At 63.5% G+C, this 19,553-nt stretch carries 19 protein-coding genes; 9 read left to right on the top strand and 10 right to left on the bottom strand.

The window, feature by feature from the left end:
* Window position 1: 1 nt before the first annotated feature.
* From rplS to ffh, 5 genes are all read right to left on the bottom strand, one after another.
* Window positions 2–352, bottom strand: coding sequence for a 50S ribosomal protein L19 (gene rplS, locus ACNFHO_RS19025; RefSeq protein ID WP_416767082.1), 351 nt, complete (start codon window positions 350–352; stop codon window positions 2–4).
* A 42-nt stretch (window positions 353–394) separates the two neighbouring features.
* Entirely contained in the window at window positions 395–1,147 is a 753-nt protein-coding gene (trmD, locus tag ACNFHO_RS19020) for a tRNA (guanosine(37)-N1)-methyltransferase TrmD (protein ID WP_372821419.1), read from the bottom strand.
* A gap of 3 nt (window positions 1,148–1,150) precedes the next feature.
* Window positions 1,151–1,687 carry a ribosome maturation factor RimM gene (gene rimM, locus ACNFHO_RS19015; protein WP_063543304.1) on the bottom strand — a complete coding sequence of 179 codons (537 nt, stop codon included), beginning with the start codon at window positions 1,685–1,687 and terminating at the stop codon, window positions 1,151–1,153.
* 5 nt (window positions 1,688–1,692) lie between these two features.
* A complete protein-coding gene (rpsP, locus tag ACNFHO_RS19010) occupies window positions 1,693–1,944 on the bottom strand; it encodes a 30S ribosomal protein S16 (RefSeq protein WP_008094480.1) in 252 nt (83 codons plus the stop codon).
* A 239-nt stretch (window positions 1,945–2,183) separates the two neighbouring features.
* Window positions 2,184–3,560 (bottom strand): signal recognition particle protein, encoded by a 1,377-nt coding sequence (gene ffh / locus ACNFHO_RS19005; protein WP_063543302.1) that lies wholly within the window; start codon window positions 3,558–3,560, stop codon window positions 2,184–2,186.
* A 286-nt stretch (window positions 3,561–3,846) separates the two neighbouring features.
* Here ffh and ACNFHO_RS19000 point away from each other — a divergent pair, with 286 nt between their 5' ends.
* From ACNFHO_RS19000 to ACNFHO_RS18990, 3 genes are all read left to right on the top strand, one after another.
* Window positions 3,847–4,656 (top strand): cytochrome C assembly family protein, encoded by an 810-nt coding sequence (locus tag ACNFHO_RS19000; protein WP_054895622.1) that lies wholly within the window; start codon window positions 3,847–3,849, stop codon window positions 4,654–4,656.
* 9 nt (window positions 4,657–4,665) lie between these two features.
* Window positions 4,666–5,871, top strand: a complete 1,206-nt coding sequence (locus ACNFHO_RS18995; protein ID WP_063543300.1) for a transporter associated domain-containing protein — start codon at window positions 4,666–4,668, stop codon at window positions 5,869–5,871.
* Between the two features lie 222 nt (window positions 5,872–6,093).
* The gene (locus ACNFHO_RS18990) at window positions 6,094–7,398 is read left to right on the top strand and encodes an MFS transporter (protein ID WP_063543298.1); all 1,305 of its coding nucleotides are present in this window, start codon (window positions 6,094–6,096) and stop codon (window positions 7,396–7,398) included.
* Window positions 7,399–7,486: 88 nt separating this feature from the next.
* On the opposite strand, the gene purT is transcribed toward ACNFHO_RS18990, so the two are convergent.
* The 5 genes from purT to ACNFHO_RS18965 form a co-directional block, all read right to left on the bottom strand.
* Window positions 7,487–8,668 carry a formate-dependent phosphoribosylglycinamide formyltransferase gene (gene purT / locus ACNFHO_RS18985; protein WP_112897568.1) on the bottom strand — a complete coding sequence of 394 codons (1,182 nt, stop codon included), beginning with the start codon at window positions 8,666–8,668 and terminating at the stop codon, window positions 7,487–7,489.
* Window positions 8,669–8,753: 85 nt separating this feature from the next.
* A complete protein-coding gene (locus tag ACNFHO_RS18980; protein ID WP_416767081.1) occupies window positions 8,754–9,221 on the bottom strand; it encodes a VUT family protein in 468 nt (155 codons plus the stop codon).
* A 151-nt stretch (window positions 9,222–9,372) separates the two neighbouring features.
* Window positions 9,373–9,567, bottom strand: a complete 195-nt coding sequence (locus ACNFHO_RS18975) for a DUF1289 domain-containing protein (RefSeq protein WP_416767080.1) — start codon at window positions 9,565–9,567, stop codon at window positions 9,373–9,375.
* Window positions 9,557–10,081, bottom strand: coding sequence for a gamma carbonic anhydrase family protein (locus tag ACNFHO_RS18970; protein WP_054894675.1), 525 nt, complete (start codon window positions 10,079–10,081; stop codon window positions 9,557–9,559). Before ACNFHO_RS18970 ends, ACNFHO_RS18975 begins: the two co-directional genes overlap by 11 nt.
* 44 nt (window positions 10,082–10,125) lie before the next feature.
* Window positions 10,126–10,725 carry a CoA pyrophosphatase gene (locus tag ACNFHO_RS18965; RefSeq protein ID WP_054894676.1) on the bottom strand — a complete coding sequence of 200 codons (600 nt, stop codon included), beginning with the start codon at window positions 10,723–10,725 and terminating at the stop codon, window positions 10,126–10,128.
* A gap of 125 nt (window positions 10,726–10,850) precedes the next feature.
* Between ACNFHO_RS18965 and ACNFHO_RS18960 the strand changes: the two genes are divergently transcribed.
* The 6 genes from ACNFHO_RS18960 (at window position 10,851) to ACNFHO_RS18935 (ending at window position 19,457) form a co-directional block, all read left to right on the top strand.
* A complete protein-coding gene (locus ACNFHO_RS18960) occupies window positions 10,851–11,402 on the top strand; it encodes an NUDIX hydrolase (protein WP_063543294.1) in 552 nt (183 codons plus the stop codon).
* A gap of 19 nt (window positions 11,403–11,421) precedes the next feature.
* Window positions 11,422–11,994 carry a L,D-transpeptidase family protein gene (locus ACNFHO_RS18955; protein WP_063543292.1) on the top strand — a complete coding sequence of 191 codons (573 nt, stop codon included), beginning with the start codon at window positions 11,422–11,424 and terminating at the stop codon, window positions 11,992–11,994.
* 236 nt (window positions 11,995–12,230) lie between these two features.
* Window positions 12,231–13,892, top strand: coding sequence for a ShlB/FhaC/HecB family hemolysin secretion/activation protein (locus tag ACNFHO_RS18950; RefSeq protein ID WP_416767079.1), 1,662 nt, complete (start codon window positions 12,231–12,233; stop codon window positions 13,890–13,892).
* Between the two features lie 27 nt (window positions 13,893–13,919).
* Entirely contained in the window at window positions 13,920–18,464 is a 4,545-nt protein-coding gene (locus tag ACNFHO_RS18945) for a hemagglutinin repeat-containing protein (RefSeq protein ID WP_416767078.1), read from the top strand.
* A 457-nt stretch (window positions 18,465–18,921) separates the two neighbouring features.
* The gene (locus ACNFHO_RS18940; protein WP_054894680.1) at window positions 18,922–19,164 is read left to right on the top strand and encodes a hypothetical protein; all 243 of its coding nucleotides are present in this window, start codon (window positions 18,922–18,924) and stop codon (window positions 19,162–19,164) included.
* A gap of 23 nt (window positions 19,165–19,187) precedes the next feature.
* Entirely contained in the window at window positions 19,188–19,457 is a 270-nt protein-coding gene (locus ACNFHO_RS18935) for a DUF3077 domain-containing protein (protein ID WP_054894681.1), read from the top strand.
* The last annotated feature ends 96 nt before the right edge of the window (window positions 19,458–19,553 follow it).

Below are 19,553 nucleotides of genomic sequence, written 5' to 3'. Positions count from 1 at the left end.
CTTAGGACAGTTTTTCCTTGATGCGAGCGGCTTTGCCGGACAGGTCGCGCAGGTAGTACAGCTTGGCTTTACGCACGTCACCACGACGTTTCACGGCCAGGCTGTCGATCTGTGGGCTGTAGGTCTGGAAGGTACGCTCTACGCCAACGCCGCTGGAGATCTTGCGCACGGTGAAAGCGCTGTTCAGACCGCGGTTACGCTTGGCGATAACAACGCCTTCGAACGCCTGCAGACGCGAGCGATCGCCTTCCTTCACTTTAACCTGAACGACAATGGTGTCGCCTGGTGCGAAGGTCGGGATTTCCTTGCTCATCTGCTCGGTTTCGAGCTGCTGGATGATCTTGTTGGTCATGCTGTGCTCCTAAGATGGATAACTCGATCCACCATCGATACGTTAACTATCGTCCCGCTCGCGGAGGTATTCCTCGAGCAGCTTCTTCTCTTCTCCAGAAAGCGAGCGACTTTCCAGAAGATCGGCGCGTCGTTCGAAGGTCCTACCAAGGGACTGCTTCATTCTCCAACGCCGGATGTGTGCATGGTTGCCACTTAGCAACACGTCGGGTACACGCTGATCCGCATACACCTCAGGTCGGGTGTAGTGCGGGCAATCCAGCAGACCATCGGTGAAGGAGTCTTCCTCCGCCGAGTCCACATGCCCTAAAGCTCCGGGCAGCAGCCGCGTAACCGCATCGATCAGTACCATGGCCGGCAGCTCGCCACCGGAAAGTACATAGTCACCAATCGACCACTCCTCATCGACATAAGCTTCGATAAAACGCTCGTCGATGCCTTCATAACGACCGGCGATCAGGATCAACGATTCCTGTTCGGCCAGGCCTTTGACCGCCTGCTGAGTCAGCTTGCGGCCTTGTGGCGAGAGGTAGATCACCTTCGCCGATGCTCCGGTTGCCTGCCTGGCACTGGCCAGGGCGTCTTCCAGAGGCTTGATCTTCATCACCATGCCCGGACCACCGCCAAACGGCCGATCATCCACCGTGTGGTGGCGATCAGTGGTGTAGTCCCGTGGGTTCCAGCAGGTCACTTGCAGCAACCCCTGTTTCACCGCACGACTGGTAATGCCGTACTCCGTGATGGCCGAGAACATCTCGGGGAACAACGTGACGACTTCTACTCGAAGGTTACCCATCGTCTAGAAATCCGCGTCCCATTCGACTCGCATCACACCTGCTTCCAGGTCGATTGCCAGCACACATTGCTCCGTATAGGGCAACAGACGCTCGCGATCATCCAGGCTGCCTGCGCAAGGCTTGACCACCATTACATCGTTCGCACCGGTCTCCAACAGGTGATCGACCTTGCCGAACAGTTGTTCGTCCTGGTTGATGACCTTCAGGCCCTGCAACTGGTACCAGTAGTACTCGTCGGCGGCCAGGTTGGGCAAAAGGCTCCGCGCAATGCAGATTTCGTAACCGCTCAGAAGACGGGCTTCATCGCGATCGTCGAGGCCTTTCAGTTTCACGACCAGGCCCTTCTGGGAGCCACGACCGTTGACCAGCTCGACCTGCTTTACCTTGCCTTCGTGCCGAAGCGTCCAGCGCGGATAATCCAACAGGTTTTCAATCGGATCGGTAAAGGAATACACCTTCACCTCGCCGCGAACGCCGTGAACCGAAAAAATCTTGCCAACGACGATGAGGTCGTCAGCCTTTTCTGGCGTCGCGTTCATACTGCTCAGGCAGCAGCCTTGGCAGCGTCCTTCAGCAGCTGAGCAACACGCTCAGACGGCTGCGCGCCCTGGCTCAGCCAGTAGGTGACGCGTTCCTGGTTGACCGACAGCTTGACTTCGGCGCCCGAGGCGATCGGGTTGAAGAAGCCAACGCGCTCAACGAAACGGCCGTCACGGGCGTTACGCGAGTTGGTCACGGTCAGGTGGTAGAAAGGGCGCTTTTTCGAGCCGCCACGGGCCAGACGAATGGTTACCATGTGAACATCGTTCCTATAGTCGGTACTGCAGTCAGTGCTGCAAATCTGAATGCCAAATAGGCACACGGGTGCCCAAAAGGCCGCATATTCTCAGGGAATACACGGACATTTGCAAATGGCTTTTTCGCAAGAGCCATGCAAAGCAATCCAGACCTGCCGCTTAAGCCGCTGTTTTGCGGCGCTTTCCCGCCAAGGCGGGGTCTGCCTGGCCGCCTATCAAGGCGACCAAGCGGATTCGGTTACAGCTTCGGCATGCCGCCGCCCGGCAGCATCCCGCCCAGGCCACGCATCATCTTGGCCATGCCGCCCTTGGCGGAGAATTTCTTCATCATCTTCTGCATCTGCTTGTGCTGCTTGATCAGCCGGCCGATATCCTGTACCTGCGTGCCGGAGCCCAGGGCGATACGGCGCTTGCGCGAACCGCTGATCAGGTCGGGGTCACGACGCTCGGCAGGGGTCATGGAGTTGATGATCGCTTCCATCTGCTTGAATTGCTTCTCGGCCGCACCCTGCGCGTTGCCCATCTGCGACAGGTTGACGCCACCGATGCTGGGCAGCTTGTCCATCAGGCCACCCAGGCCGCCCATGTTCTTCATCTGCTGCAGTTGGTCGCGGAAGTCTTCGAGGTCGAAGCCCTTGCCCTTCTTCAGCTTCTTGGCCAGCTTGTCGGCCTTGGCCTTGTCGATGTTCTGCTCGGCCTGCTCGATCAGGCTGAGCACGTCGCCCATGCCGAGGATGCGCGAGGCGATGCGGTCGGGGTGGAAAGGCTCGAGGGCTTCGGTCTTCTCGCCCATACCGATGAACTTGATCGGCTTGCCAGTAATGGCGCGCACCGACAGCGCGGCACCGCCACGGGCATCGCCATCGACCTTGGTCAGCACCACGCCGGTCAGCGGCAGCGCCTCACCGAAGGCCTTGGCGGTGTTGGCGGCGTCCTGGCCGGTCATGGCATCGACCACGAACAGCGTCTCGACCGGCTTGACCGCTGCGTGCAGGGCCTTGATCTCGTCCATCATGTCGGCGTCGATGTGCAGACGGCCGGCGGTATCGAGGATGACCACGTCGATGAACTTGATCTTGGCTTCGCGAATCGCCGCCTCGGCGATATCGACCGGCTTCTGGCTGATGTCGGACGGGAAGAAGGTCACGCCGATGTCGTTGGCCAGGGTTTCGAGCTGCTTGATCGCCGCCGGGCGGTAGACGTCGGCGGACACCACCATGACGGTCTTTTTCTTGCGCTCTTTCAGGAAGCGCGCCAGCTTGCCGGCAGTGGTGGTCTTGCCCGCGCCCTGCAGGCCTGCCATCAGTACCACGGCTGGCGGAGCGGCATTGAGCGCGAGGTCTTCGTTGGCCGCGCCCATCAGGCTTTCCAGCTCGGCCTGGACGATCTTCACGAACGCCTGGCCCGGCGTCAGGCTGCGCGACACCTCGGTGCCGACCGCACGCTCCTTGATGCTGTTGACGAAGTCCTTGACCACCGGCAGGGCGACGTCGGCCTCGAGCAGGGCCATGCGCACTTCACGCAACGTGTCCTTGATGTTCTCTTCGGTCAGCTTGGCCTTGCCGGTGACATGGCGCAGCGTCTGTGACAGGCGGTCGGTCAGGTTTTCGAACATGGTGATCCTTTCAGGCCCAATAAAGCCGAGGTTGTTCAGGTGCCCTGGCGGATATCCACACGCGAAGGGCACAGCAAGCCGCGCATTATAACGGAGAGCGGCGGTGGCGCACACCTTGGTGCCGAGCGGTGATCGGGGGGCCGTTCGCGGGCAGCCCGCGCCCACGAAACTCAGGGGTTGCAGGAGCAGGACTGGCCGCGAAAAGGCCGACGCGGTCTGCAGTCTTCCTAGGCAACCGCGTTCTATGCCAAACTCCCCTCCTTTAAGGGCTCGCCTACCAGGACCTATGCTCTCCTCACCCAGCCTCATCCCCAACCTGATCGCAGCCATCCTTTATATTGCCGCGACGGCCTATCAAGGTTCGCGCCTGGCACAGGGTGCCAAGGTCGACAAACGCCTGCTCGGCCTGCTGGGCGTGATTGCCGTTGTCGCACAGACCTGCGCCCTGTTCTTCCAGTTGCTCACCCCGCTGGGCCTGAGCCTCGACTTCTTCAGCGCCGCCAGCCTGATCGCCACCGCGGTGATCGCCCTGACGCTGCTCGCCTGCCTGAGCATTCCGGTGGAGAACCTGCTGGTGCTGCTGTTCCCGCTGGGGGCAGTGACGGCGCTGCTGGCCCAGTTCGCACCGGCGGGCACCGTGCCGCTGGTCAATGAAGAACCCGGCATCCTGGCGCATATCCTGCTGTCGATCCTCGCCTACGGCCTGTTCACCATCGCTGTGGTCCAGGCGTTGCTGCTGTTGCTCCAGGACCACCAGCTCAAGCACAAGCACCCCTCGGGGCTGATCCGCAACTTCCCTCCACTGCAAACAATGGAAAGCCTGCTGTTCGGCTTTCTCTGGGCGGGCTGGATCTTCCTGTCGCTTTCGCTGATCTCCGGCTGGCTGTTCTTCGAGAACCTGTTCGCCCAGCACCTGGTACACAAGACCTCGCTGTCGTGCCTGGCCTGGATCGTGTTCAGCGTCCTGCTGTGGGGGCGCAATCGCCTGGGATGGCGCGGGCACAAGGCGATCCGCTGGACCCTGGCGGGCTTCTGCCTGCTGATGCTGGCCTATTTTGGCAGCAAGCTGGTTCGCGAATTCATCCTGCACATCTGACGGGCAATCATGGACACTTTGCCGTACGCCCCGCTGCTCGGCACCCTGATACTGGCGCTGCTGTGGTCGGCGCTGTTCAGCGCGGTCGAGGCCGCCCGCCAGCAGCTCAACGGCCACGCCCGCGCCGGTGAAGCCGAACAGCCCACCCTGCCCGCCCAGGCCTTGGTGCTCTGTGCCAGCCTGGGCAGATTGCTGGTGCTGGGCCTGGCCTGCCTGATCGGCCAGCGCTACAGCGGCGAGCATGGTTTCTGGCTGGCCGGGCTGTGCGCCACGCTGGCACTGCTGGTGCTGACCGAATACCTGCCAAGGCGCCTGGCCCGGCGCAACCCACAGGCCTATGTCAGCCTTGGCGCCAGCCTGCTCAAGCTGCCACTGGCGGCACTGCAGCCTGTGGCCTGCCTGCTCGACGGCACGGCCAAGCTGATCCTGCGCCCATTGCGCGTACAACCCAACGCCGTCGCCCTGCACCCACAGGATGACGACGCCCAGGATGACGACGAGCCCCACGAACCACCACGCCAGGGGCTGATCGAGGGCCTGCAAGCGCTGGACAAGATTACCGTCAACGACATTCTGGTCCCGCGCAACGAAGTCGACGGCATCAACCTCGACGACCCGATCGAACAGGTCATCGAACAGTTGATCCTCAGCCGCCACACCCGCCTGCCCGTCTATCACAACGACATCAACCAGGTCGAAGCGATCCTCAACACCAAGCTCATCAGCCACCTGCTGCCACGCGCCGAACTGACCCTGGAGAAGCTGCAGGCCGCCTGCTACGAGCCCTACTTCGTCCCGGAAAGCACCCCGCTGCAAATGCAACTGCTGAACTTCCACAAGCAGCAGCGGCGAATGGGCGTGGTCGTGGACGAGTACGGCGAAGTGCTGGGGATCGTGACGCTCGAAGACATCCTTGAAGAGATCGTCGGCGAGTTCGAGGACGAACAGAGCCTGGACAACCCCCATATCCATCCCCAGCCCGATGGCCGCTTCATCATCGAAGGCACCGCCTCGCTGCGCGAGCTCAACCGCAGCCTGGGATGGCACCTGCCCTGCGACGGCGGCCCGAAAACCCTCAATGGCCTGGTCACCGAAGCACTGGAAAGCATCCCGGCAAGCGCGGTATGCCTGAAAGTCGGACGCTACCGCCTGGAAATCCTCGAAACCGAGGACAATTGCGCCAGCAAGGTACTGGTCTGGACCGTAACCCGATAGCTATACTCGGGCCACGCTTACCCAGCCCTGCCGTCCCGCCTGCTACCCGCACCCGGCGCCCCACGGCCAGTCCGCCTCACTGACGTGCCAGCAGCCCTGCGTCCTACCCCGAGCAGCGCCCGCTCCCTGCCACCCCTTGGGCCCTCGTCAGCCTGGCGAACCACAACAATACGCTGCGGCCCGCCTGCTCGGCCGCGCGAACGACTGTTCAGGGACCTACGCATGACAACCAGCAGCACCTACGCCGAGCCTGACTCGGCGACCCCGGTCAATTCGCCCGCCCGGGTCGCCACCGCCAGCTTCATCGGCACCGCCATCGAGTTCTACGATTTCTACGTGTACGCCACGGCCGCTGCGCTGGTGATCGGGCCAGTATTCTTCCCGTCCGGCTCAGGCACTGCGCAGATGCTGGCAGCCTTTCTCACCTTCGGTATCGCCTTCCTTGCCCGACCGCTGGGCTCGGCCTTGTTCGGCCACTTCGGTGATCGCATCGGGCGCAAGTCGACCCTGGTCGCTTCATTGCTGCTGATGGGCGTATCCACCACGCTGATCGGTGTACTGCCAGGCTATGACAGCATCGGCGTGTGGGCACCGATCATCCTTTGCGTGCTGCGCTTCGGCCAGGGGCTGGGGTTGGGCGGCGAATGGGGCGGCGCGGCCCTGCTCGCCACCGAGAACGCACCACCCGGCAAGCGCGCCTGGTTCGGCATGTTCCCGCAGTTGGGCCCGTCGATTGGTTTCCTCGCCGCCAACGGTCTGTTCCTGACCCTGGCACTGGTACTCAGCGACGAGCAGTTCCGTGAGTGGGGCTGGCGCATTCCGTTCCTGCTCAGTGCTGCGCTGGTGCTGGTCGGGCTGTACGTACGCCTGAAGCTCGAGGAAAGCCCGGTGTTCGCCAAGGCCGTAGCCCGTCAAGAGCGGGTGAAAATGCCGGTGGTCGACCTGTTCGCCAAATACTGGATGCCCACCTTGCTGGGCGCTGCGGCGATGGTGGTGTGCTACGCACTGTTCTACATCTCCACGGTATTCTCGCTGAGCTACGGCGTGTCGACGCTGGGCTACAGCCGCGAAACCTTCCTCGGCCTGCTGTGCTTCGCCGTGGTGTTCATGGCCCTGGCTACGCCGCTGTCGGCCTGGCTGAGCGACCGCTATGGGCGCAAGCCGGTGCTGATCGTCGGCGGCCTGCTGGCCATTGCCTCAGGCTTCACCATGGAACCCCTGCTGACCTCGGGCTCCACTGCCGGCGTGGCGCTGTTCCTGGCGATCGAACTGTTCCTGATGGGCGTGACCTTCGCCCCGATGGGCGCGCTGCTGCCTGAACTGTTCCCGACCCACGTGCGTTACACCGGGGCCTCGGCGGCCTACAACCTGGGCGGCATCGTCGGCGCCTCGGCGGCACCGTTCTTCGCCCAGCAACTGGTGAGCATGGGCGGTTTGAGCTGGGTGGGGGGATATGTATCCGTGGCGGCGGTGATCAGCCTGATTGCCGTGCTGTGCCTGAAGGAAACCCGCCATACCGAGCTTTGAGCAGTTGGAGCAAGCCCGCTCCTGCAGGAGTCTGTAGGAGCGGGCTTGCCCGCGAATGGGCTGCTCGGCAGCCCCGTGCGATCTCAGATCAGAACTCGACCTTGACCGCCTGCGAAGCACGGGTCGCCTTGGCCCGTGCCGCTTCGACCGACTCGTCGCGGGCCAGGCACACGCCCATGCGGCGGGTGCCATTGATTTCCGGCTTGCCGAACAGGCGAATGGCGGTGTCTGGCTCGCTCAGCGCTGCGCCCAGGTTGGCGAAGCTGGTCTGCTGCGACTGGCCCTCGGGCAGGATCACTGCCGAGGCCGACGGTCCGAACTGACGCACCACCGGGATCGGCAGGCCGAGAATCGCACGGGCATGCAGGGCGAACTGCGACAGGTCCTGGGAAATCAAGGTGACCAGACCAGTGTCATGCGGACGTGGCGACACTTCGCTGAACCACACCTGGTCGCCCTTGACGAACAGCTCGACGCCGAACAGGCCACGGCCGCCCAGCGCATCGGTGACGGCCTGGGCCACACGCTGCGACTCGGCCAGCGCCTTCGGACTCATCGCCTGAGGCTGCCAGGATTCCTGATAGTCGCCCTTCTCCTGACGATGACCGACCGGCGCGAGGAAGGTGGTGCCGCCCACATGACGCACGGTCAGCAGGGTGATTTCGTACTCGAAATCGATGAAACCCTCGACGATCACCCGGCCCTTGCCGGCACGTCCGCCTTCCTGGGCGTAGTCCCAGGCTTTCTGCAGGTCGGCATCGCTGCGCAGCAGGCTCTGGCCCTTGCCCGACGAGCTCATTACCGGCTTGACCACGCACGGGTAGCCAACATCGGCCACGCCCTTGGCGAAGTCTTCATAGGTGTCGGCGAAATGATAGGGCGAGGTCGGCAGTTCCAGCTCTTCAGCCGCCAGGCGACGGATGCCTTCGCGGTTCATGGTCAGTTGGGTGGCGCGGGCGGTCGGCACCACGTTGAAACCTTCGTTTTCCAGCTCGACCAGCGTAGCGGTGGCGATGGCCTCGATTTCCGGCACGATGTAGTGCGGTTTTTCAGCTTCGATCACCGCACGCAGGGCGACGCCGTCGAGCATGTTGATCACATGGCTGCGGTGCGCGACCTGCATGGCAGGCGCGTTGGCGTAACGGTCAACGGCGATCACCTCGACACCCAGGCGCTGCAGCTCGATCACCACTTCCTTGCCCAGTTCGCCGCAGCCACACAGCAGTACGCGGGTCGCAGTCGGCGACAATGGGGTTCCGATACGGGTCATTTCAGGTCCTCGAAGGCGTCCGGGGCGCGCCGGCTGGTGCTGCCCGCTGAAAAAGGACCGGTATTCTACATCAATCGGGCGCGGATCAACCCACCGCCAGCGCGCGTCGCGCCCGCCATGCCATGATCAGCCAGACCGCCGTTACACCGGCGAACTTCGAGGCCATCGCCGTGCCGATCACGGCAGGCGTCAGCGCACCGATCATGCCGAAGAAGATGAAGGTGTCGACCGGGATACTCAGCGCCGAGCTCAGCCACAAACGGTCACGCAGGGGCCTGCGGGTGATGCTGAACACCAGCCAGTCGATCAGTTCGGACACGAAGAACGCCGTAGCACTGGCCAGGGCGATGGCCGGCTCCGAAGTCGCGTAGGACAGCACCAGCGCCGCCAGCATCGCAATCAGCGCGCCATGCCCGTAACGGGTCTGCACCATGTCGCGCAGGATGAACACCAGCCCGCCCCAGGCGGACCAGATGATGTCCAGGTGCGGGGCGCTGGAAAAGGCGTAGTTGATGAGCACCACGCTGCTGATGTAGGCGATGAGGTAGAACATGATCCGGGTATTCGAGAGGCAAGCCCGACAGATTAACGCTGACCGCTTCGCGGGTAAACCCACTCCCCCTGGACTCGCCACCGCTTTCAAGAACAGTGGTGAACCCTGTGGGAGCGGGTTTACCCGCGAAAAGGCCAACCCGGAAAACGAACTAACCGATCACCAACCCGGCCGCGACGGCCCGCTCATGACAGAGCGCGAGCACCCTGCGCCGCTCGTCATTGTCCATCCGCGCCCACCGGGTGATCTCCTGCACCGTACGCTGGCAACCGATGCAGATGTCCTGCTCATCCAGCGCACAGACGTTCACGCACGGCGAAGCGACCGGCCGCTCGTCAGTCTTCATCGACCACCAGCTCCCGCGAATAGCGCTCGGCGTTGTGCACATAGTGCGCGGCGCTGGCTTCGAGCATGCGCATCTGCTGCTCGGTCAGCTCGCGCACCACCTTGCCTGGCGAGCCCATCACCAGCGAACCGTCGGGAATCTCCTTGCCCTCGGGGATCAGCGCATTGGCGCCGATGATGCAGTGCTTGCCGATCCGCGCGCCGTTGAGGATGACCGCATTGATGCCGACCAGGCTGTAGTCGCCGACGCTGCAGCCATGCAGCATGGCATTGTGACCGATGGTCACGCCCTTGCCCAAGGTCAGCGGCGAACCCATGTCGGTGTGCATCACCGTACCGTCCTGGACATTGCTGTCCTCGCCGATGTCGATCAGCTCGTTGTCGCCGCGCAGCACGGCGCCGAACCACACACTGGCCCGGGCCTGCAGGCGCACCTTGCCGATCAAGGTGGCAGTGGGCGCGGCCCAACTGCTGGGATGGGCTTCGACCCGCAGGTCGCCCAGGCGGTATTTCATGTCATGTTCCTCACGGTTGGACGCGGTCGGCGGGTGAGCCCCGCTCAGTTCTGGATAAAGCGCTCTGGCGGCTGGTGCAGGCTGATACCGGCATCGAACAGCACGTTGACCAACTCGACGATCATGATCGCCGACAGCCCCCAGATCTTGTAGTCGCCATAACGGTAGCTGGGCACGTACCAGCTGCGCCCCTGGTAGTCGATGCGATGGGTGTGGTCGCGTGGGTCCTGGCGAAAGAACGACAGCGGAACGTTGAAGACCGCTGCGATTTCGGCATCGTTGGGCTGGTACTCGACGTAATCCGGAATCAACCCGACGAACGGCGTAACCTTCAGTCCGTGCAACGAAATCAGCGGGCTCAGCGGGCCGATCACCTCGACCAACCCCGGCGGCAGGCCGATTTCCTCCTCGGCTTCGCGCAGGGCGGTGAACACCAGGTCCGGGTCTTCCGGATCGCGGCGCCCTCCCGGAAAGGCCACTTCGCCACCATGGGTGGAAAGCCCCTTGGCACGCAAGGTGAGCACCAGCTCGGGCTCTTCGCTACGGGTAATGGGCAGCAGCACCGCCGCCTCGGGAAAACGGCGATCCGCCTCCAGTGACGCGGGGGTATGGTTGCTCATTCGGCGAAGAAGCTCGTCCAGCATTACGCACTCTCGATTCCAAGGCCTGCCTTGCATGATGCACCAAAGCCGCGAGGCACCCAAGCCCCGACGGCTTGCGGCAACCCCGCCGGCCGCGCCAAGATAGCGGCTCACACAGGAATAAAAGCATGAAATTCTGCAGCGCGTGCGGCCAGCCGGTCATTCAGCAGATTCCCGAGGGTGACAGCCGCCTGCGGTACGTCTGCCCCTCCTGCCAGACCATCCACTACCAGAACCCCAACATCGTCGCAGGCGTCTTGCCCGTCTGGGGCAGCCAGGTGTTGCTGTGCCGCCGCGCCATCGAGCCGCGCCGCGGCTTCTGGACGCTGCCGGCTGGTTTCATGGAAAACGGCGAAACCCTCGACCAGGCCGCGCGCCGCGAGACCGTCGAGGAAGCCTGCGCACGCGTCGGCCCGACCACCCTCTATCAGTTGTTCGACCTGCCGCACATCAACCAGGTGCATGTGTTCTTCCGCGCAGAACTGGCCGACCTGGACTTCGACGTGGGTGTCGAGAGCCTGGAGGTGCGCTTGTTCGAGGAGCATGAAATACCCTGGAACGAACTGGCTTTCCGCACCGTCACGCGGACACTAGAATGCTATTATCGCGACCGCATCGGGCAGCAGTACCCCATAGGCCATGAATACCTGCCGCCGATGAACGTTTCGTCGTCCACCTAGCTACTTCAGGATACGTTTCATGCGCTGGTTGCTTGCCCTCTTCTGCTTGTGCGTTGCATCGGTGTCCCAGGCGGCGTTCACCGAGACCATCATTCGCAAGCCCCTGCCCGCGACCACGTCGCAGGGCACGCAGCCCCAGGCCAGGCCTGCGCAAAGCAGCAGCCAGCCGCAGATCGACAAGGTGCTGGTGCTCAAGTCAGAGCGGCGCCTGCAACTGATCAGCCGCGGCGAGCCATTCAAGACCTACCGCATCTCCCTGGGCAAGCAACCCAAGGGCGCCAAGGAGCGCGAAGGCGACAAGCGCACCCCTGAAGGCTTCTACTGGCTCGACTGGCGCAAGGTCAGCGACCGCTACAACCTGGCCATGCACATCTCCTACCCAAACATCAGCGACGCCGCCAAGGCGCGCCGCGAAGGGGTCAATGCCGGCAGCATGATCATGATCCACGGCACACCGATCGACGAAGAATACCCGGAGTGGTATTTCCACACCCTCGACTGGACCGAAGGCTGCATCGCCATGCGCAACGACGACATGCGTGAAGTGTGGAGCATGGTCAAGGACGGCACCATGATCGAGATTCGCCCCTGAGCCTGCGGGCTTCCTGCACCTTCCACTGCTGCGCTGCAGGGCGCCCACCTGAGGAAGGCGGCGTAGCCTGACGGGCGGCGTCCTACATCTACAGCAAATCCTCAGAATATCCCGACTCAAAAACGTTATTTGCCTGATACCCAAGCAGGCAACGTACCGCATCCAAACGACTGTTCGAATTTTTAGAATCCACGCAAACGAGTACGCGAACCGTACGACCTCTGCGGAATTCTTCCATGGCGAACACCCCGTTTCCGGCTATTTGTCGCTCTATCACCCATGTATTGCTCGCGCTGCTGACCAGCTCGGTTGCCCTTGCAGCCGATCCCGCCAGCGAGCAACTGCGCGACCAGCAACGCGAACTTCAGCACTTGCAGCAACAGCAGCGGCTGGAGCAATGGCAGCGCCGCTCTGCCCCGCAAACACTGGAGCGCCAGGCGCCATCGGCAACGCCTGCAGAGCAATGTTGGCCGGTCAGCGGCCTGCGCCTGAGCGGTAACAGGCGCGTCACCAACACCGCCCTCGAACAGAGCCTGCGGCCCCTGCTGCACGGTTGCATGGGGCCGGCGGACATCAACCGCCTGCTGCTGGCCATCACTGAACGCTACGTCCAAGCCGGATATCCCGCAAGCCGCCCTTACCTGGCGCGCCAACCAGGTGCTGGCATGCCCCTCGATATCGTGATTATCGAAGGATTCGTCGAAAGCATCGCACTCGACAACGCGCTGCCGCTGTCACTGGCCAGCGCCTTCCCCGGCATGCTCGGCCAGCCCTTGCACCTGCCTGACCTGGAACAAGGGCTGGACCAGTTGAATCGCCTCAGAGCCTATGAACTTGGCGCCAACGTGCGACCCGGCGACCTGCCTGGCGGCACCCACATCCAGATCGAACCACGCCACGTCAGCTCGCGCTGGCACCTGGACAGCCGTCTGGACAATCGCGGCAGTGCACTCACCGGCCGCCACCGGCTGAGCCTCACGCTGGGCCTGGACAGCCCCTTGAGCCTGAACGACGACCTGCGTCTGTCGCTGCTTTCGACGGTATTCGACGCGCCAGGTCGCAGCCAGGGCGCCAGCCTCTACTACAGCCTCCCCTATGGTCCCTGGACCTTCGCCCTCAACGCCAGCCAACTGCAATACCGCGCGCCGCTGCCCGGCAGCCAGATCGGCAGCCACGGCAACAGCAGCCTGCAAGGCCTGAGCGTCGAGCGCATGCTCTGGCGCAATCAACAAGGCATGCTCAACGCCAGCCTGCGCCTGGATCACAAGCGTGTGGCCACCTGGTTCGGCCCGCTCAAGGTCGCCCAGCAAAGCCCGGTGCTGACCACCCTGGAAGCCGGCATCAACCTGTTCTGGCTCGAAGCCGGCCTGTGGAACGCGTACCTCGGCATCGCCCAGGGCGTCGACTGGCTGGGTGCCGACCGCGAGCCGCTTGGACGCAAGAGCGCCGAGCCCGGGTTTCGCAAGTACCGCGCCACGCTTCTGTACCTGAACCAGGGCAAGTGGCGCTGGCAGAGCGAGCTGAACCTGCAGTACAGCCCCGACCGCCTGCCCGCCATCGAACAGCTTGCCCTATCCGACGACCTGGCCGTGCGCGGCTTTCGCCAGCACAGCGTCTCCGGCGCGAGCGGCGCCGTGTGGCGCAACACGCTGAGCCGCCCCCTGTCCGTCGCCCTGCCCCTGGAAATCCGCCCGCACCTCGGCCTGGACCTGGGCTGGACCCGTTTCGACCACGGCAGCAGCCCACAGCGGATGGTCGGCGCCACCCTGGGCGTGATGCTGAGCACCCCGAGCCAGCGCCTGCGCCTGGACTACCAGCGCGCGCTGAGCTCCAGCGACCTGCCGCGCGGCAGCCTGGAGCCCGGTGTCTGGGTGCTCGAATGGAACCTGAGTATCTGATTCACCCACAACAAGAGAGACAAGCCCGTGAACGACACCAAAAAACTGCATGTCCCGACGTCGCCCAATGCCTTGCGCTGGAGCATCTTCCTGACGCTGATGGCCACCTCCCCGACCCTGCTCGCCCAAGGCGGGCTGCAACCGACTCCCGGCCCGGCGGGAACACCACTGATCAACAACGCCCATGGCGTACCGGTAATCGAGATCGTCGCCCCCAACGCCAGCGGCCTGTCGCACAACCAGTTCCTCGACTACAACGTCGGCCAGGCGGGTGCGGTGCTCAACAACGCCCTGCAATCGGGCCAGTCGCAACTGGCTGGCGCCCTGGCCGCCAACCCCCAGTTCCAGGGCCAGGCCGCCTCGACCATCCTCAACGAAGTGGTCAGCCGCAACGCCTCGCTGATCGAAGGCCCCCAGGAAATCTTCGGCCGCCCCGCCGACTACATCCTCGCCAACAGCAACGGCATCACCCTCAATGGCGGCAGCTTCATCAACACCACCCGCGCAGGTTTTCTGGTCGGTGATGTCCAGCTCGAGGACGGTCGCGTGCGCCTGCGTGATTCGATGAGCGCCAGCGCCGCGCTGACTGTGCTCGGCGGAGGCCAGAGCAACGACGACGGCGCACTAGAACTGATTGCCCCGCGCATCGACAGCAAAGGTACGCTCAACGCCCGCGACGACCTGCAATTGATTGCCGGGCGCAACCGCATCGACGCCACCAATGGCCAGGTCGTCGAGCACCTGCCAGGCACCCCGGCAAGCATCGACGCCAGCCTGTTCGGCGCCATGCACGCCGGCCGCATCCGCGTGGTCAGCACTGCCGAGGGCGCTGGCGTGCGGGTCGGGGCGATTGCCATGCACGGTCGCGACGGCATCGACATCCAGTCCGCCGGCAGCCTGTATATCGGTGACGACGGCACGCATAGCGCCGTACTGCGCAGCAGCCAAGGTAACCTCAACCTCAATGCCAGCGGCGACCTGAGGCTGCAGGCCGTCACGGGCCAGGGCAAATCGATCGACGTCAATGCAGGGCAGAAACTCACGCTGGACACCGCAGCCCAGGAGAACATCGAGCGTGAGCGCAAGGCCTGGGACAAAAAATGGTTGTTCGTCACCACCGAAACCTATGAAAGCAACACCACCACAACCCAGCACACACTGCAGGGCACGCAACTGAAAGCCGATGACCGCCTGGCGCTCAAGTCTGGCGGCGACATGCAACTGCAAGCGGCCACCCTGCAAGCCGGTGGCGCACTCGCCCTCGACAGCGCGGCCAACCTGAACATCGAAGCAGGCAAGGAGAGCGGGCGTGTCGAGGAGCAGGTTCGCCATCGCAAGCATCTCTGGCGGGGTGACAGCGACAGTGAACACTATCAGGAAACCGCCAAAGCCAGCGATCTGCGAGGCGCCACGCTGACCGCCAAGGCCGGTGGCACGCTCAAGGTGCAAGGCAGCCACCTGCACAGCGAGGGCGATATGACCCTGGCCGGCCAGCAGATCGAGATCACCACCACGGCCCTGGACAAGCGCGGCACGCAACGCGACTACCGCGGCGACCTGGTGTCCGGCAGCTTCTTCGGCGACCGCCAGGGCAAGGACGACACCGCGCGGCAGGTCGCCGGGAGCACCATCACCTCGGGCGCCAACCTGAACGTCACCGCCGGGCAGGTCAGGGTCAAGGGCAGCACCATCGCCAGCGAAGGTGAATCGGTGCTCTACAGCAACAACGGCAACCTGGCGATCGAAGCCGACCACAACCGCTCCAGCACCACCGAAAAACAGAGCGACAGCAAGCTGTTCGGCCTGATCGGCCACGACCGCAGCCACAGCAGCCAGCAGGAAAAGGTGCTGGCGAGCGACGTCAGCTCGAAAAGCGACCTGCGCCTGGCCAGTGCCGAGGAACTGCGCATTGAGGGTGCCAAAGTCGAGGCTGGCAAGCAGCTCAAGATCGAGGCCAAGGGCGATCTGATCGTCGAAAGCGCTCAAGCACGCAGCGACAGCAAGACCGACGAACAGCAGCGCACCCTCACCGCCCACGCCCGCCAGACCACCGAGGCCGACGGCGACAAGCCCGGTTCACGCCAGTATGAAGCCGGGGTCGGCTACGCAGTGGTCAACCGGCACAGCGAGCAACGCGCCACCGAGCAGGTCGCCAGCGAACTCAAGGGCGCGACGGTCGAGCTGCACAGTGACGCGCACTTGCAGGTCAACGGCTCGAAGGTCAAGGCCGATACCGGCGACCTCAACCTGCAAGGGCAACAGATAACGCTTGGCGCCACCCGCAACGACCAGCAGACAGACACCCAGACCACCCACAGCGGCGGCAGCCTGGCCGTGACCGGCGGCATCGACCGGATCGGCAGCCACTTCGAAGGGCATCATCAGAAGGAGAACGTGCGTGAGCGCGACAGCAAGATACAACGCAGCGAATTGCAGGCAGGAGGCGATGTGAAGATCGGCACAGCAAAGCTGGTTACCGAGGCCGCCCGCGTCGAAGCCGGCAAGGCCCTGGTAGTCGAGGCCAACGAGATCGAAAATCGTGCCGTACAGGATGTGCACGAACGCACTCAGCGCAACGACAACTGGCGCGGCACCCTCGGTGCCAGCATCGAGTACCGCGACCTGACCCGACCGATCGAGCGCCTGGTACTTGGCGAGGAAGCTGCGCGCTTCCAGCAGGCATCGCCCGAGGACGCGATGGTCGCGCCCAGCGTCGGCGGTGACATGACCGTGGAGCATCTCAAACGCCTGGAGAACCAGCGCCGCGGAATCGCCCAGGTCAGCGAGTTGTCGGGTGCCAGCGTCAAGGTCCAGGCCGAGCGTATCGACGACCAGGGCACCGCCTGGCGTGCCAATCAAGGGCTGCTGGCGATCAGCGCTAACCAGCATCACCAGCGTGCGGCAGTCGACGAGCAATCCCATGGCGTCGAGCAACTGGCCTTTGGTGGCGATGCCAGGGTCGACACCAGTACCGGCCAGGACCTCAATGTACGGGCCAGCGGCAAGGGCGGCTCGTCGAGCAGCATGCAAGACGTACGCACTGCGCGCGTCGGCAGCCTTTATGGGCAAACGGGCATCCAGGTCCAGTTGGGCGCCGACGGCCTGTATGAAGGCAGCCACTTCAACGCCGGCAACGGCGACCTCAGCATCACCAGCAACGGCAAGCTGCTGCTGACTCAGGCCAACGACCAACACAACGAGCACACACGCCAGACCGACGGCAACGCCTGGGCCAAGGTCGGCAACCGCCCCGGCAGCACTGGCATCGAAACCCGCGGCTATCTCGACCAAGCCGAGCGCCAGAAACAGCAAAGCAAGGCTCAAGTGGCGCAGATCGACGCCAAGGGCAAGGTCGTGCTCGCCAGCGGCGGCGACCTCATCCTCGAAGGCACCCGCATCGGCAGCCGTGAAGCGCCTGTAGCCAGTATCGAACTGGACAGCGCCGGCCTGCTGCAGGTCAAGGCGGGCCACGACAGCCAACAGGCCACGGGGCGCAACCTGGGTGGCGGTCTGGAAATCGCTGCCAAGCTCGGCACCGGTAAAGGCGGTGCCCTCGGCGGCCACTTCGCCAACGGCAAGCTCGACGAGCAGGCAAGCCAGGCCGTCGATGCCCACTTCAACACTCAAGGCAAACTGCTGATCAGCAGCCGTGCCCGTGAAGATGTCGCCCTGCACGTGCAGGGTCTGCACGCCTCGGCCAGCGAAATCAAGCTGCACGCCGGCAACGGCGGCATGCTGGTCGAAGCTTCGGGCAACACTGAAAAACGCGACAATCTCGACATCACCGCCGGTGCCGGCTTCAGGCTCAACGGCGGCGAGACGCCGGACAAGGATATCCGTGGTCTGCACGGCCGGGTGCAGGTCAACCTCGACAAGCGCGACAACCAGACCTGGAATGCCAGCACCCTGCGCGCCGAGCGTATCGAGCTGGCGAGCCAGGGCGACACCCGGATCGAGGGTGCAAGCCTGGATGCACAGAAGGTTCGCGGCGATATCGGTGGCGACCTGTTGCTGGCCAGCCGCAAGGACAGCGTCGACACCCTTACCGTCAAGGTCGATGGCCGCCTGAGCCACGAGAAGAACCCCCAGGGCTATCTCGATGCTGCCGGCGCCCTCTCCGGCCCTGCGGCGGGCAAGGTCACCGAGAAAGTCGGCCCGACGCTGTCCAAGGTGGACCCAAAGCTCTCGCCGACGGTAAAGGTCGAGGTGTCCCACACCCAGCGCGACACCGTCGCCCACCAGGCCAGGATCAAGGGCAGTGAAGGCGTCGAGTTGAACGTCGGCGGCCAGGCACGCCTGGTCGGGGCACGGATACAGGCCGGCGCTGGAGATGTCGATCTGCAAGCCCAGTCGGTCAGCCGCGAAACGCTCACGGGCCGCGACTACCAACGCAATGTGTCGGTGGACTTCTCCAACTCACCGGTCGACATAGGGACGGCCATTGCCGAACTGTCCAAGAGCAAAGGCGCGGCGGACGGCGAAAATGCGCTGGACCTGGGGCTGCTGCGCACCAGTGGGCATAGCCGCAGTGAAGAGTGGGCATCGAGTGTCGGGAGCAAGGGCGGGCGCTGATCGTTGAGGGTGGGGCTTGTCTCGCGATGGCAATACCACTGAGTGGCACCGGCGATGCCGGTGATCGCGGGACAAGTCGCAGCGGCGAACCGAGGCTCCCACAGGGGGGCAGGCATGAGTGCCGGGTATCTTTGGCGTCTCCTAAGCGCGCATTGTTCGAAAATCCGAAAATACGCCTTTCCTGTAGTCCATTTCCCAAAGATACTCCTACCGCCTTTTTTCCGTTGCGGCCCCTGGGGCAGCGCTCTAGTCTCGGCGCGTCGTTGCACATCAACGACACAGCTTTGACAGGCTGTGACGGTAAATAGCGTATGGCCAACCCTTGATGGCGGCTGTACGTGCGGGCACGCTCGCGTGCGCCGGAACTTTGCTATTTCCGCCGGTCTGTCAACCCACGTACAGCTGCCACCCTTCTGTTTGACAGCAGGTCGGTGGCCGCACATGAAGGTAAATAGCTATGTTAAAGATCGTCCCCGACCCACCCCACAACAACCACTCCCTCGAAGACACCATCATCCAAGCCACCGAGTACGCACTCTGCGCACAAACCGTGGCCCATCAAGCGGTCCTCCTCCAACCCAAGTCTCCCGTCTCGCTCCTGATAATGGCTGCCATTCATGAAATGGAAGCGCTGAGGATTTTGCTGGAGTCGGCGTTGATACAGGTTCAGATGCCGGCAGAGCCGCAGACGGCTCACTAAGCGGTTTTCAGGGAGATGAAAGGATGGATACAAGCGACACCACACCGAATACCACTGTCGGCAAAACACGGTTCTACCAAGGCAAGGGGCTGACCCAGCCGCTGTTCTGCATCGAGCCGGGCATCCCGTGCGAGCGTGCGCGTGAGCAGGCCTCGGAGTTGATGGGGTATGTGCGCGACATGACCTTGAGCGGGGTGATGGATGAGAACCCGCAACTGGTCTGGGCTTCGTATTACCTGAGCGCATTGGCCAAGGCATTGATGGACGATGCGGAGCTGGGGATGCGCCGGTAAAGGCGGGTTTATCGGATCTGGCGTTGAGTTGCTTTTGGGAGCGGCGGTTCGCCGCTGCGACTGGTCCCGCGATGGCAACACCGCGGCGGATGGCAC

Source organism: Pseudomonas sp. NY15374 (assembly GCF_048068255.1).
GTDB lineage: Bacteria > Pseudomonadota > Gammaproteobacteria > Pseudomonadales > Pseudomonadaceae > Aquipseudomonas > Aquipseudomonas machongensis.
The sequence above is the reverse complement of the archived record's forward strand: the minus strand, read 5'-3'. Positions and strand labels throughout refer to the sequence as shown.